The following is a 13,935-nucleotide window of genomic DNA, read 5'->3' on the forward strand; positions in this document are numbered from 1 at the left end:
GTTTCCCCCTATACATTTGTATAATGAACTGCGTCTGCTTTGGCTTTCTTTAGAAACTCATCAACGTAACCTGTATACGTTTCCTTATCGTATTGATCGAAATAAGACATCCCCATTCTGACCGGATCTCCGAAGAAATAATATTCGTAATGCATCTGCCTGCTGCCGAAAGCGCTCATTGTCATATCCCATGCGAGTCTGAATAACTGGACACGTTCACGCCCTTCCACATTTTTCCCTTGAAGGCCTCGATGAATGAGTTCTCCAATTTCTTCGTTCTGGAAATCAGCCTCAGTTGGAATCCCCATCAAACCAGAAGCTCCCAGCACCCGTAAGATCTCCACAAGGCGAGGGTAAATACGCGGGTACCATGTTCTGGCCGCATCAAGAGCATCGTAATCAGGTGTCATTGTTCCCCATTTATCCAGTTTCGCGTTTTGTTCCGCCCGGAAAAGATGCGAACGCATTGTTTCCAGCACAAGCATAATCTCAGTTCCTTTGTCTTTTACATGCTGGAATCCATCAATACCGATGGCATCCATCATTCGGAGCGCGACACCAAGTAAAAATTCTGTTTTTACAATGTTTTTAGAAACCACCTGATGCGACATATGGACGACGGCATTTGTTTCTCTGAACGTTCGGTTACAGACGGAAGAGTTTCCACAAACGAAGACACGCTCCCACGGAACAAATACGTTTTCAAACGAAACAATGGCATCACCTTCTTCAAACCTTGAGGAAAGCGGATGATCCCAACTGTTTTTGCCGTAATCGAATGACTCACGGCTAATGAACTTTAAGCCCTCTGTATTGTTTGGAATCGCGAATGCAAGAGAATATGGATCATCCTCCTCACCCGCTTTTTTAACCGTCGAAGGAAACACTAGTATTTCATCCGTAATTCCCCCTTGTGTCGCTAACAGACGGATCCCATCCACAATGATTCCATCTTCTCGTTTCTCGACAAGGTGAAGCGCAACGTTTGCGTCTTTTTGTTCATGCTGCGCTTTGGAGCGGTTCACTTGAGGATGAATCAGAGTATGCGTGAGGCTAATGTCATGTTCACGCGCGAATTCATAATAGTTGTATGCGTTTTCAGCAAACCGTTTGTCTCCCTCGTCAAATAAGTCATTCGCTATCCCCATTGCCATAACTTCGGCATTTAAGTAATCCGGCGATCGTCCCATCATTCCGCCTGTCATCCGGGCCCATTCCTGAATCGCTCCTCGCCTCTTTTGTAAATCCTCTATCGTTTTTGGCTGAAGGAAGGTCATTCCGACTTTTTGTCCGCTGCTTGGTGATGTATAAAGCATTTTCTCTGGCTTTTCGTATTGGAGATCGTATAAAGACGCCATTGACTTGACGACTCCTTTTAAGCCGGGATGCTCAGTAACATCCTCGACTTTTTCTCCGTGCAGATAAATGTTGTTTTTCGCTTTTTTTAAGCGTTCAATATACTCTTTTCCTGTTTTTGCGGGCAAGTTGGTTTCCTCCTTATGATTATTTCTTTCCAAATTGCGGAATGTGATGATCACTTATGGAGACATGGATGACTTTAGGTTCTGTATAAAACTCAAAGATGGCATAATGTCCGCCCTCTCTGCCGATTCCGCTTGCTTTTGTGCCCCCGAAAGGAATTCTAAGATCACGGACGTTTTGGGCATTAACCCATAGCATGCCCGCATCAACAGCTTGAGCGACCCGGTGGCCTTTTTTGATATCATTGGTCCATACATAGCCTGCGAGCCCGTATTTGATATCATTGGCCATATCAATTACTTCTTCTTCCGTTTCAAATTCAATCACAGTCATGACAGGCCCGAAAATTTCTTCCTGTGCAATTTGCATGTTATTTTTCGCATTCAGGAGCAGAGTCGGCGGGATAAAATAGCCTGATTGGCAATCAACAGGAATCTCTCCTTGCACAACTTCACACCCTTCTTCCTGTGCCAGTTTGATATATGATGCGACTTTCTCATAATGTTCTTTGCCAATCAGCGGGCCAAGCTGTGTTGACTCATCCATCGGATCCCCGATGACAATGTTGTTCACGCGTTCTTTCAATGCTTGGATGAAGTCATCTTTTATGGCCTTATGAAGAAAAACACGGGAATTCGCGGTGCAGCGCTCTCCATTGAATGAAAAGATTCCCCATACAGCGGCATCCAGCGCCCGTTCCACATCAGCATCGTCAAACACAATCAGCGGTGACTTCCCGCCCAGCTCCATTGATGTTTTCTTTAACGTATCAGCGGCATTTTTGATAATGATTGATCCTGTTGTCGTTTCACCCGTGAAGGAAACTGCTTCGACATCAGGATGCGCCACAAGAGATGCGCCCGCCGTTTCACCGAACCCATGAACAATATTGAATACCCCTTTTGGCAAGCCTGCTTTATGAATGACCTGAGCTAATTTATTAGCGGTCAGCGGTGATAGTTCAGCCGGTTTTAAGACGACTGTATTACCGGTCGCTAGGGCTGGGGCAACTTTCCATGTTTCCAGCATAAAAGGCGCGTTCCACGGCGTAATCAGACCCACTACTCCGAGCGGTTGATATACTGTGTAGTTAAGAAACTCTCCATCAACCGGGTAAGCCTCTCCGTGCAGCTTTGTCTGCACCATCCGTGCATAAAAGCGGAAGTTCTCAGCCGCCCGCGCCGTCATTTTTTTGGTCTGGCTGATTGGCAGGCCGGTATCAAGTGCTTCCAGCACAGCTATTTCTTCAATTTCTTCGTCGATGACATCCGCAATGCGGTTGATATACGCCATACGTTCCGCAAGTTTCATTGATCCCCATGGACCGGAAACAAATGCTTCCCTCGCAGCCACAACCGCATTTTGAATATCCGCTTCTTTTCCGGAAGCGACTCTGTTTATCACTTCATTTGTAAAGGGATTGATATTTTCAAATGTCTCTCCATCATTTGCTTCTGCAAATTCACCATTGATGTATAGTTTGATATCATCTGCTGTTTGATGTCCTTTTCTATCTTGCGCTGTGTATTGATATTGTTTCATCTTATCCCACCTTTCAACATTTTCACTTTACGGCTGTGACATCAGATAGATTGACATACTTTTGCAATACAGACTTAATTTCCGCTTGCAGTTCTTCTGAAGGGAGATCCATTGGGAGACGCAGGACAGGCTCTATTTTGTTCATCATGCCGAGCGCCGCTTTTAAAGGAGCCGGGTTTGTATCTTTAAAGAGCACATCGTTTAGCTCCATCAGATCATAGTGAAGATCTTGCGCCCGTTTGACATCACCTTCAGCCCAAGCATTGTAGACATCAGCGACCTGTTTTGGCGCGACATTTGCGGTGGCCGATATGTGGCCGGCTCCGCCAATCGCAAGCATTGGGTAACAAAGCAACTCAATTCCGGAATATAGGAGAAAATCTCGCCCGCATTCTTTAAGCACGCGGTTAATATGTTCAAAATCTTTATTGGATTCCTTGGCGCCGATAATATTCGGGCAATCACGATGTAACTTTGCCAGCGTCTCTACTTCAAGGTTAACGGCTGTTCTGCCAGGGATGTTATAAACGATAATTGGAATTTGCACAGAATCTGCTATAGCCTTGAAGTGTTTATACAAAGCGTGCTGAGACGGTTTATTGTAATAAGGGACAATAACAAGGGCAGCATCAGCACCCATCTCTTCTGCCTTTTTCGTTAAATAAAGGGCTTCTTTATGGTTCGTTGAACCCGTTCCAGGAACAAAAGGAACCCTTCCGTTTACTGCTTGGCATGCATGTTCCATTACCTTCACTCGTTCTTCAATTGTCAGCGAGCTTGGCTCACCTGTCGTTCCGGTGACTGAAATTCCATGGCTGCCGCTTTCAATATGCCAATGTATTAATTCTTCCAGTTTGTTGAAGTCAATAGAACCATCCGTTTGAAAAGGTGTTACAATCGGTGCAATAGAACCTCTTAATTTTTGTTTGCTTTCTTCATAGTTCTTCATTGTGATAATCTCCTTTACTTTACAAATGTAAGTGTTTACAATTCAGAATATATAAATATTTCTGAAGAGAAGACCTTGTCATCAATGTAACATGCGGATTCCCATATGAAAAATATTGAAAAAGTTGCTTTTCTATATGAAAAACATATATGTGTGGAAGGGTGATGTTAATGGACGTAAGACAGCTCCGATATTTTTCTGTCATTGCAGAGGAAAAACAGATCACGAAAGCGGCTAAAAAACTGCACATGGCTCAGCCGCCGCTCAGCCAGCAGCTGAAATTACTGGAGGAAGAACTCGGCGTTAAGCTGATCGACAGAAACGGCCGATCTTTGGAACTGACCCAAGCAGGCGAGGTGCTGTATCAAAAAGCGAAGGATTTATTAATCTATCTCGAAGAAACTAAAAAAGAAGTTAAAGAGATTGGCAACGGCCTAAAAGGCAACCTTGCAATTGGCTCAGTCAAGACCAGCTTTTCTCTTATTCCTGAACGAATCAGCTATTTTCGAAAGTATTATCCCCTTGTGAGTTTTACGATTAAAGAAGGCGATACTTTCACTTTGGCAGAGGAATTGAAAAATAGAACAATTGAATTAGCTATTGTAAGACTGCCATTCAATCTTGACCTTTTCTCTCATCTTCCTCTTCAGTCAGACTGTTTTGTAGCTGTAATTCCTGATCACTGGCATTATGAACATGGCATTTCTATGGAAGAAGCTGCCCGTCTGCCGCTCATTATGCTGAGTACGATGAAGGGAGCAGGTCTTTACGGTTTAGTCATGAATGAGTTTAAACAGAAGGGTCTTATGCCTGAAATCGTGTGCCGGACACCTGACGCCGCTATGGTCCTGTCTCTCGTACGGGCAGGTGTAGGTGCAGCTCTGCTTCCTCAGTCCGCTCTAACAGCATTGCCGCTTACCGGTGTTAAATCTGTACCCATTTCCGATGCCGACATTTATACAGAAACAGTTATCATCTGGCTGAAAGATCGCTATCTTTCCAAAAATGCTCGTCATTTTTTGCACACGTTTACTGAAGAAGAGCCATGCTTCATAGGCCACTCTAATATGCCTGCTCCAAAATAGACATTACATCATGAACATTCGCTTTTCTTGGATTGAATTGAAAGCTGTGTTCATTTAACGCATCTATCGCAATCGTTTCAAAGTCCTCCTTTGCTACGCCAGTCTCACGCAAAGGCGGGATATTTACTTTCTTGCAAAGCTCAGCTACAGCTTTAATCACTCTGCTTGCTGCTTCTTCATCCGAATCTTGTGCTGTTTCTATACTCATTGCAGCGGCGATTTGCCGGTATTTCTTTCGAACCGATGCATTGCCTGCATTATAGCTCAGGACATAGGGAAGCACTGCCGCATTTGCCAGACCATGAGGCAGGCCGCAATGCGCGCTCAAAGGGTGTGCGATCGCATGGACTAAACCGAGAACTGCCGAATTAAAAGCAAACCCGGCAAACAAGCTTCCCAACAGCATATTGCTCCTCACCTCCACTTCGTTTCCGTTCGTCACTGCCTGCTCAAGATTCTGATAAATGAGATTGATCCCTTTTAAAGCATTGTGGTCAGAAATCGGAGAGGAGGCCTTAGACAAAAAAGCCTCTATTCCATGAGTAAGAGCGTCCATTCCTGTAAACGCTGTTACATCAGGCGGCAGCTTTATAGTTACCATTGGGTCTAATAACGCAATATCGGCACAGCAGTTTTTTCCGCTTATCACCATCTTTTTCTTACGCACCTGATCGGTCACAACAGTGAAATCCGTGGCTTCACTTGCTGTGCCGGCTGTTGTCGGAATAGCAATCAAGGGTTTTGTGTTATGACAAACTAGATCAGAGCCTTCATATTGACGAATCGGCGAAGGGTTTGTCAGCAGTATATTAACAGCCTTTGCCGTATCTATACTGCTTCCGCCACCTACAGCGACAATTCCGTCCACCTGTGTGTTTCTTGCCGCTTCAGCAGCTTCTTCGATTGATGCTTCATCTGGATTGGGAATGACACCGCCGTACTCCGAGCATGTCAGGCCGGAAGCTTCAAGGCTTAGCATAATATGATCCGCAATTCCTGCCGCTTTGATCCCAGGGTCATATACACATAATACCTTTTCCATTCCTAGATCAGCCGCAATCCGTCCCGTATTTTTTGATACACCGCTGCCAAAATAAATCTTGCTCGAGATGTTAAATGTAAACATCGTCCTTCACTCCTTCGGTTTTCGTCTGAAGATGGCTTTCTCCAATAATGGATTTCACAACAATATCATCAAAATTCCCCTTAACTCCTCTAGTGCGGCTCAGGACGGTCCCCACATAGCAACCTAAAAATCCAAGCGGTATGGAGATAATCCCCGGGGATGTCAGCGGGAACAGCGCCTCTCCCGTAAAAATAGCCGCGCCAGGCACAGGATCCCACACACTTGGGCTCAGCATGACCAGAACAATCGTCGAGAGCAGTCCAGTCAGCATTCCAGTAATAGCGCCAATATGGTTAAATGTTTTCCAAAAAAGGGTGAACAAAATGACAGGGAAGTTAGAGCTGGCGGCAACGGTTAACGCCAACGAGGAAAGAAATGCGACGTTCATGGACTGAACAAATAACGCAATCAAAATGGCCATAACCGTAATTCCGACAGACGCGGCCCGCGCCATTCTTACCTGCTGTTGCTCTGTTGCTTTTCCGTCTTTTACAATTTCATTATAAAAGTCATGTGAAAACGCGGTTGCGCCTGACATTACAATACCTGCCACCACCGCCAAGATAGTCGCAAAGGCCACAGCGGCGATAAAAGAAAATAAAAGATCTCCGCCTAAAAAGTCAGCCAGCAGCGGAGCCGCCATGTTGCCGGCGCCGTTAGCAGCTTTAATGGCTTTTTCCCCTACAAATTTAGCTGCTCCAAAGCCGAGTATAATGGTCATGAGATAAAATAATCCAATAATCCAGGCCGAATATACCACCGATTTTCGTGCCGTTTGTGCATCAGGAACAGTTAAAAAGCGAATAAGCAAATGCGGTAATCCAGCCGTTCCCAGTACAAGCCCCAAAGTAAGTGAAATAGCATCAAGTCCATTCCCATATTTTACACCTGGATGTAAATACGCCTCTTTTAATGATGTGGCGCTCTTCATCTCCTCAAAAATCGCCATCACATTAAAATCAAATTTTCCCAATACAAGCAAAAAGATAATAAATGTTCCTGTAAAAAGCAGTACGGCTTTTATCATTTGAACCATACTCGTTGCAGTCATCCCTCCAAAGATGACAAACATCAGCATAATAACCCCGACCGCCCCTACCGACAGTTCGTATGGAACATTCAGCAGCAATCTAAATAAAGTGCCTGCCGCCACCAGTTGAGCGATCATATAAAATATAGAAATTGAAAGCGTATTAAAGGCTGTCACCCCTCGCACTTGTTTCCTCTTAAAACGAACATCTATCATGTCAGCAAGTGTATAGGTGCCTAAGTTGCGGAGAGGTTCCGCCACAAGGAGCATCACAATCACATAAGAGACAAGTGCCCCATACACCAAAAATATTCCGTCAAACCCAATAAGGGAAACCGCTCCAATTAACCCTAAAAATGAAGAAGCTGACATAAAATCTCCAGCAATGGCTAAGCCATTTTGCCATCCGCTGAGCCCGCCCCCAGCCGTATAAAAGCTTTTTGCGCCACTCGTTCGTTTTGAAGCAAAATAAGTCACCCATAATGATAACAACAGTATTGCTGTAAACATTAAAATAACCGAAACATTCATAAATGTTCACCCCTACTTCTTATCGCTTCCGCCATACTGTCAAACTGCCTTGCCTTTCTGATGTACATGAAACAGATCAGCCAAGTCAGGACAAACTGGCCATAAAAGAAGGCCCATCCAAGTGAAATGGCTCCAAATACCTGAATAGTTAAAACATCAGTATAAAAAGCAAGCAATGGAAGCAACAGCGCAAAGGCCAGAGCAAACAATGTAACTGAAATGTTAAAACGCATTCTGGCACGCATCAATGTTTTGTAATCCTCAGTCAACAGTCTCCTTTGGTTCACAACATAGCCCTCCTCTATTTTAGAAAGCGTTTACAAAAATGAATTTATCATATACGATTCTCTTTGAATAATATAAATAACATAGGTTTTAGATCTTAAAAAAATATACAATGGGCTCGACACTTGGCGGATGAATATTAATCGCGCAAATGGCAAAGAATTTATATATTTATTTTTGTATAAAAAGACAAGAAAATGCATATGTATTCTTTTTTACGATATATGATATATTTTGATAGTGATAAAATTACAGACTTAAAAAGGAGGAAAAATATGTCTATCTCATACCAAAAGACCCTGAACTCAAAACAAGTCGAAGTATATATTTCAAATATGGAAGAAACGAAATGGGAGCCTTTTGTGGTGGAAGGAATGGAACTTGGACAAGTTCACGTACTAAGAACTGATATTGAAACAGGGACAGGGTCCGGCTTATGGAAGCATTCACCTGAAGAACATCCAGACGGCATGCCATTTTTGATACATGGCAATGAAACATTCTATGTCTTACAAGGTAGCGCTGAATTGTATACGCCTGATGGTGAAGTCATTCAATTGAAAAAAGGCGAGATGTTTTCTGGTTCAGATGGATTTTCCGCTACTTGGAAGACAACCGCACCATTTATAAAGTTTTATACTATCAGCTCCGCAAATTGAACAATTTATCATGAAGAGGAGGCAAAAACACATTGAGTAAAAGACAAGAACAGTATGACGTTATCATTATCGGAGCAGGGTTTACAGGGGTAACAGCTGCTAGAGAACTTAGCCATAAGGGTTTTCGCACGCTTATCCTGGAAGCAAGAGATCGTTTAGGTGGACGCACATGGCATGATAGACGTTTAGGAATTGATTTAGAAATGGGCGGAACCTGGGTCCATTGGTTTCAACCATACGTTTGGGCTGAAATTGGAAGATACGGTTTAGACGTTGTTCCATCACCTGTTCCTAATACTCTGTATTGGATTGCGGACGGCAAACGACATGAAGGGAAACCAGACGAATTTTTTTTAAAAATAGATGGGCCCAACCAAAGACTTTTAGAGCCCGCGCGCCGTTGCTTTCCGCTTCCATACATCCCTTTATCCTCAGAAGAGATTCACGACATTGATCAGAGTACATTGAAAGAAAAACTTGCTGAGTTACAACTATCAGACGAAGAGCATGATATGATGGAAAGCATGTGGTCCTTGAATTTCAACAGCCCTCTGGATGAAGCGGGATTTTCACAAGCGCTCCACTGGGCAGCGTTGTCAGATTATAATTGGAAACTGATGATGGACATCTGTTCCAGCTATAAACTGACAAAAGGGACAAAAACATTGATTGAATGTATTTTCAACGATGCCAAAACAGATATCCTATTTTCCTCCCCAGTGAAACGAGTCAATAAAATTGATAGCGGTTACAAAGCTATAACATATGCAGGGGATGAATATACTGCAAAAGCCGTAATTAATACGCTCCCGGTTAACATTTTAAACAGTATTACGTTCTCACCTCCGCTTTCCGCAGAAAAAACGATGGCTTGTACTGAAAAACAAAGCAGCAAAGGAGTTAAGTTTTGGGCGAAAATAAAAGGAGTTACCGAACCTTTTGCAGCTTTTGCCCCTTCACGGTATCCTATTCATTATGCCCAATTTGAATATGTTCAAGGAGCTGACGGGATTATTGTCGGTTTTGGGGCTGATGCTGAAAAGCTTGATCCGAATAATCGAACTGAGGTTGAATCTGCACTTCGACACCTTTTGCCTGACATTAAAGTGCTTGAGTCCTGCGGACATAATTGGGTTAACGACCCATTTTCTGGAGAGACGTGGACCATGAAGAAGAAAGGACAGCTAACATCTTATTTGTCTGCTCTTCAGGAGCCCGAGGAAGGTATATTTATTGGAGGTTCAAGTTATGCCAACGGCTGGGCAGGATTTATTGACGGCGCTATAGAAAGTGCTTACGCAGTTAGCCGGCTTGTATGTTCTTACCTAAATAATGAATTTGCCACGGGATCCGCAGTTAAAGAATAAAGGCAAAGAAAGGGCTTGCCCCCTTTCAAATATTTAAAAGATCACTCCAGCATTTTATAGATGCTAAAAGATATACTTACAATAAATCCTTTTTTTCACTTTTTTGTTTGCTAAATATCTAATTAAAATGACTTGAACTTCATATCAGACTCTGTTACAATTCATTTCGTAGCTAATGATTCTGATAATTTAAGGCAGGCATAAATAGTGAAACGTTCCTATCAACATCAACAGCATCGGAAAGAAGAACACGACACACTTTCTAAGCTTAAACAAATGCCCATCGAGTCACTCAACCTGGAAGCCATATCGATTGCGACGAATCTGTATCGATCTGCGCAAAAGCTCCGTATCAAAATGGAGACTAAGGTTCTTTCTTCCTATGACCTTTCTTGGACAGCTTTCTCCATCCTTTATGATCTATGGGTATGGGGAGCACTCGAAACGAGAAAAGCTGCTGAGCTGTCAGGCATTTCAACAGCTACAGCAAGCAACGTGATCAAAACGCTCGAAAAAAAGAATTTTTGCCGTAAAAGCATCGACACAAGAGATCGGCGACTCGTTTTTGTCTCCATCACTGATTCCGGCAAACAAGCTATTGAAGAACTCTACCCTGAGTTTCACAAAGGGGAAACTGAGCTTATTGCGGGCATGACGATAGATGAACAAAAAACATTGACAGAGCTGCTTAGAAAGGTAGCTGACAATCTTCATACAACATAAGCTTTGACGGGAATCCAGTAGCGGTTTGTCTCCCTGTTTCAGAGAGCCGGCGGAAGGTGCGAGCCGGCACACAGGCAAACGCGAATTACCTCCCCGAGCTTTCTTTGTGAACCTTAGTAGCAAAGAACGGGAAACCGTTATTCGAATGAGCGGAAGACAATGTCTTCAACCAGGGTGGTACCGCGTGCATAGAGCCACGTCCCTTTTCGGGATGGGCTCTTTTTGTGTTTTTAAAAAGGAGGAAGAATAATGAAAACTTTTGAGCAACTCACAGCAGCACAGCAAAAAGAAGTCGAAAGACAGCTTCAGTTATACATGACAGGCGCCCACGAGGTCATACCGCCGGAGGAATTAAAGGCCAAGCTCGTGAAATCAATTTCTACAGGAATACCATTAAAAATTAAGCTCGGATTAGATCCGTCTGCTCCGGATGTACATTTGGGCCATACGGTTGTGTTAAACAAGCTTCGCCAATTTCAAGAAAACGGCCACATTGTCCAGCTGTTAATTGGGGATTTCACAGGAAAAATCGGTGATCCGACCGGAAAATCAGCAGCCAGAAAGCAGCTGACTGATGAAGAAGTACAGCACAACGCCAAAACATACTTTCAGCAATTCGGAAAAGTGCTGGACCCTAAAAAAGTCGAGCTTCACTACAATTCGAAATGGCTGAAAACATTGAAACTGGAGGATGTCATTGAATTGGCAGGAAAAATAACCGTAGCTCGCCTGATGGAACGCGACGATTTTGAAGAACGCATTGCCATGCTAAAGCCAATCTCGCTTCATGAATTCTTTTACCCGTTGATGCAGGGATATGATTCCGTCGTTCTCGAAAGCGATATTGAATTAGGCGGGACAGATCAGCATTTCAATGTCCTCATGGGCCGGCATTTCCAAGAACGATACAACAAGGAAAAACAGGTCGTCATCCTTATGCCGCTCTTGGAAGGCTTGGACGGCGTTGAGAAAATGTCGAAATCTAAAAATAACTATATCGGCATTGATGAGCATCCAAACGACATGTATGGGAAAACGATGTCACTGCCTGACAGCCTGATGAAAAAATACATTCATTTGGCAACTGACTTAGAGCTTGAAGAGAAAAAACAGCTCGTGAAAGACTTAGAAACCGGCGCCGTTCATCCGAGGGATGCCAAAATGCATGTCGCCAAAACGATCGTCCGTATGTATCACGGAGCGGAAGCCGCTGAAACTGCCGAACACTCATTTAAAACAGTCTTTCAGGAAAACAGCCTGCCAGAGGATATTCCAGCTGTAAACTGGAAAGGCGAGAAAAAGATAGCGATTATTGATTTGCTCGTCAAGCTAGAGCTTCTCTCTTCGAAAAGCGAGGCACGCCGCATGATTCAAAACGGCGGTGTCCGAATCAACGGAGAAAAAATAACAGATATTCACGCCATTGCAGAGATAAAAGAAAATATGATTATCCAAGTCGGCAAACGCAAGTTTCTAAAACCTAGTTAGTCTGATATTCCAAAACGCTTATGACTCTTTATTCATAAGCGTTTTTTTGCAGGTATAAAGCACTGTCTTTTCAAAAATGTTCTCCATTTTTGCAGGGAATTCTTTTAGCATCCCGAAATATTCCCCATCCAGACATTAGGGAGGTTTTTTTCTGATGAAAAAGCTTTTGACTGTAGTGACGATGGCCATTTTAACTGCCGGAACGGTTCTCTTGCCGGCACAGGGTGTCACCCCCGCCGCGCGCGCTGTTCAAATATCAGACAGTGAGCGAGAGCTTCCATTCAAAGCAAAGCGTGCGTATTCAACCATTTCTCAGCTTAGTGAAGCAATCGGTCCCAGAATAGCCGGAACGGCCGCTGAAAAAAAGAGTGCCCTGTTCATCGCTTCATCCTTGAAAAAATTAAATCTAGATGTGAAGGTACAACGATTCGATATTCCTGACCGTCTCGAGGGAACGCTGTCTTCAGGGGGAAACGATATTCTTATCCGGACGGCATCCGGCTCAGCTCCAACTGAAGAACAAGGCCTGACGGCTCCGCTTTACAATGCCGGATTGGGCTATCCAAAGGATTTCACCGCTGACGCCAAGGGCAAAATCGCCTTGATTTCCAGAGGAGATCTTACGTATTATGAGAAAGCCAAAAATGCCGAGGCCGCCGGAGCCAAGGCTGTCATCATTTATAACAACAAGGAAAGCCTCGTGCCTATGACGCCAAATCTGTCAGGCAATGAAGTCGGCATCCCTGTCGTCGGCATTAAGAAAGAAGACGGTGAAGCCCTTCTCCAGCAAAAAGAAGCAACCTTACATCTAAAAGCGTTCACAAACCAAACCTCCCAGAACATCATTGGAATCAAAAAACCAAAGAACATCAAACATCCAGACATTGTGTACGTGACGGCTCATTACGACAGTGTTCCTTTTTCGCCCGGAGCAAATGACAACGGCTCAGGAACCTCTGTTATGCTTGAGATGGCACGTGTCTTAAAAAACATTCCTTCTGACAAAGAAATCCGCTTTATCGCTTTCGGCGCTGAAGAGCTCGGCCTGCTCGGCTCCCATCACTATGTAGATCACCTATCGGATAAAGAGCTTGAACGAAGCGAAGTGAACTTTAACTTAGACATGGTAGGCACAAGCTGGGAGAATGCGTCTGAGTTGTATGTCAACACATTGGACGGCCAATCGAACGATGTTTGGGAATTCAGCCATACGGCCGCTGAAAACATTGGGTTTGACAGCCTGTCTCTCACACAGGGAGGATCATCTGATCACGTGCCGTTCCACGAAGCCGGCATTAATTCCGCCAACTTTATTTGGGGAGACCCGGAAACCGAAGAAGTTGAGCCGTGGTACCACACTCCCGAAGACACGATCGAGCATATCAGCAAAGAACGCCTCCAGCAAGCCGGCAATCTTGTGACAGCCGCTGTCTATCAGGCTGTGAAAACAGAAAAGAAACCGAAAACCAATAAGAAACAAATGAAGGCCAAACCCTCTGACATTTATGAAGGTATCAAATAAAAAAAGACGGCACATTGTGATATTATCCCCTCTAAGTAGACAGTGTAAAAAGCCCACTTTTCAAAAGTGGCTGTTACACTATACTTGGAGGGGATTTTTTATGGCGAGAAAAGGGCAACACTTTCAGCACTATACCAAAGAATTCA

The 13,935-nt window shown here is 43.9% G+C and carries 12 protein-coding genes and 1 other annotated feature; of the genes, 6 read left to right on the plus strand and 6 right to left on the minus strand.

Translation table 11 applies throughout. The features are described from left to right. Window positions 1–8 precede the first annotated feature (8 nt). The 3 genes from hpaB to hpaI are packed head-to-tail and all read right to left on the minus strand — an operon-like array spanning window position 9 to window position 3,973. Window positions 9–1,484, minus strand: coding sequence for a 4-hydroxyphenylacetate 3-monooxygenase, oxygenase component (gene hpaB, locus MOF34_RS08320; RefSeq protein ID WP_268399725.1), 1,476 nt, complete (start codon window positions 1,482–1,484; stop codon window positions 9–11). A gap of 19 nt (window positions 1,485–1,503) precedes the next feature. Then, entirely contained in the window at window positions 1,504–3,024 is a 1,521-nt protein-coding gene (gene hpaE / locus MOF34_RS08325) for a 5-carboxymethyl-2-hydroxymuconate semialdehyde dehydrogenase (protein ID WP_019716168.1), read from the minus strand. A gap of 22 nt (window positions 3,025–3,046) precedes the next feature. Continuing rightward, complete coding sequence (gene hpaI, locus MOF34_RS08330) at window positions 3,047–3,973, minus strand: 2,4-dihydroxyhept-2-ene-1,7-dioic acid aldolase (protein WP_019716169.1); 927 nt, start codon at window positions 3,971–3,973, stop codon at window positions 3,047–3,049. Between the two features lie 170 nt (window positions 3,974–4,143). Here hpaI and MOF34_RS08335 point away from each other — a divergent pair, with 170 nt between their 5' ends. Next, entirely contained in the window at window positions 4,144–5,058 is a 915-nt protein-coding gene (locus MOF34_RS08335; protein WP_268399728.1) for a LysR family transcriptional regulator, read from the plus strand. Here MOF34_RS08335 and MOF34_RS08340 read toward each other — a convergent pair. From MOF34_RS08340 to MOF34_RS08350, 3 genes are read right to left on the minus strand one after another with little or no spacing between them, the layout of a single operon-like run. Further along, window positions 5,036–6,184, minus strand: coding sequence for an iron-containing alcohol dehydrogenase (locus tag MOF34_RS08340; protein ID WP_268399730.1), 1,149 nt, complete (start codon window positions 6,182–6,184; stop codon window positions 5,036–5,038). The two genes, MOF34_RS08335 and MOF34_RS08340, sit on opposite strands and share 23 nt — an antisense overlap. Next, a complete protein-coding gene (locus MOF34_RS08345) occupies window positions 6,171–7,745 on the minus strand; it encodes a cation acetate symporter (protein ID WP_268399732.1) in 1,575 nt (524 codons plus the stop codon). The genes MOF34_RS08340 and MOF34_RS08345 overlap by 14 nt, the downstream gene beginning before the upstream one ends. After that, entirely contained in the window at window positions 7,742–8,032 is a 291-nt protein-coding gene (locus MOF34_RS08350; RefSeq protein ID WP_268399734.1) for a DUF485 domain-containing protein, read from the minus strand. Before MOF34_RS08350 ends, MOF34_RS08345 begins: the two co-directional genes overlap by 4 nt. A 273-nt stretch (window positions 8,033–8,305) precedes the next feature. Here MOF34_RS08350 and MOF34_RS08355 point away from each other — a divergent pair, with 273 nt between their 5' ends. The 5 genes from MOF34_RS08355 to MOF34_RS08375 all read left to right on the plus strand — a co-directional run bounded on the left by MOF34_RS08355 (window position 8,306) and on the right by MOF34_RS08375 (window position 13,789). Continuing rightward, window positions 8,306–8,689: a cupin domain-containing protein gene (locus MOF34_RS08355; protein ID WP_268399736.1), complete on the plus strand. Its 384-nt coding sequence runs from the start codon at window positions 8,306–8,308 to the stop codon at window positions 8,687–8,689. 32 nt (window positions 8,690–8,721) lie between these two features. Continuing rightward, window positions 8,722–10,056 carry an NAD(P)/FAD-dependent oxidoreductase gene (locus tag MOF34_RS08360; protein WP_268399738.1) on the plus strand — a complete coding sequence of 445 codons (1,335 nt, stop codon included), beginning with the start codon at window positions 8,722–8,724 and terminating at the stop codon, window positions 10,054–10,056. Between the two features lie 207 nt (window positions 10,057–10,263). Beyond that, entirely contained in the window at window positions 10,264–10,779 is a 516-nt protein-coding gene (locus MOF34_RS08365) for a MarR family transcriptional regulator (protein ID WP_268399740.1), read from the plus strand. Continuing rightward, window positions 10,774–10,986, plus strand: a binding site (T-box leader). It overlaps the preceding gene by 6 nt. Before the next feature lie 39 nt (window positions 10,987–11,025). Continuing rightward, window positions 11,026–12,267, plus strand: coding sequence for a tyrosine--tRNA ligase (tyrS, locus tag MOF34_RS08370; RefSeq protein WP_268399747.1), 1,242 nt, complete (start codon window positions 11,026–11,028; stop codon window positions 12,265–12,267). A 154-nt stretch (window positions 12,268–12,421) separates the two neighbouring features. Continuing rightward, window positions 12,422–13,789 carry a M28 family metallopeptidase gene (locus MOF34_RS08375; RefSeq protein ID WP_268399742.1) on the plus strand — a complete coding sequence of 456 codons (1,368 nt, stop codon included), beginning with the start codon at window positions 12,422–12,424 and terminating at the stop codon, window positions 13,787–13,789. The last annotated feature ends 146 nt before the right edge of the window (window positions 13,790–13,935 follow it).

The organism is Bacillus sp. T17B1 (assembly GCF_026796395.1).
GTDB classification, from domain to species: domain Bacteria; phylum Bacillota; class Bacilli; order Bacillales; family Bacillaceae; genus Bacillus; species Bacillus spizizenii_A.

What these genes read in the sequence shown, in the direction of transcription:
- MOF34_RS08345 (WP_268399732.1), bottom strand. Translation starts at nt 7,745, where the DNA reads ATGAATGTTTCGGTTATTTTAATGTTTACAGCAATACTGTTGTTATCA.
- hpaE (WP_019716168.1), bottom strand. Translation starts at nt 3,024, where the DNA reads ATGAAACAATATCAATACACAGCGCAAGATAGAAAAGGACATCAAACA.
- MOF34_RS08340 (WP_268399730.1), bottom strand. Translation starts at nt 6,184, where the DNA reads ATGTTTACATTTAACATCTCGAGCAAGATTTATTTTGGCAGCGGTGTA.
- MOF34_RS08335 (WP_268399728.1), top strand. Translation starts at nt 4,144, where the DNA reads ATGGACGTAAGACAGCTCCGATATTTTTCTGTCATTGCAGAGGAAAAA.
- MOF34_RS08375 (WP_268399742.1), top strand. Translation starts at nt 12,422, where the DNA reads ATGAAAAAGCTTTTGACTGTAGTGACGATGGCCATTTTAACTGCCGGA.
- hpaI (WP_019716169.1), bottom strand. Translation starts at nt 3,973, where the DNA reads ATGAAGAACTATGAAGAAAGCAAACAAAAATTAAGAGGTTCTATTGCA.
- MOF34_RS08355 (WP_268399736.1), top strand. Translation starts at nt 8,306, where the DNA reads ATGTCTATCTCATACCAAAAGACCCTGAACTCAAAACAAGTCGAAGTA.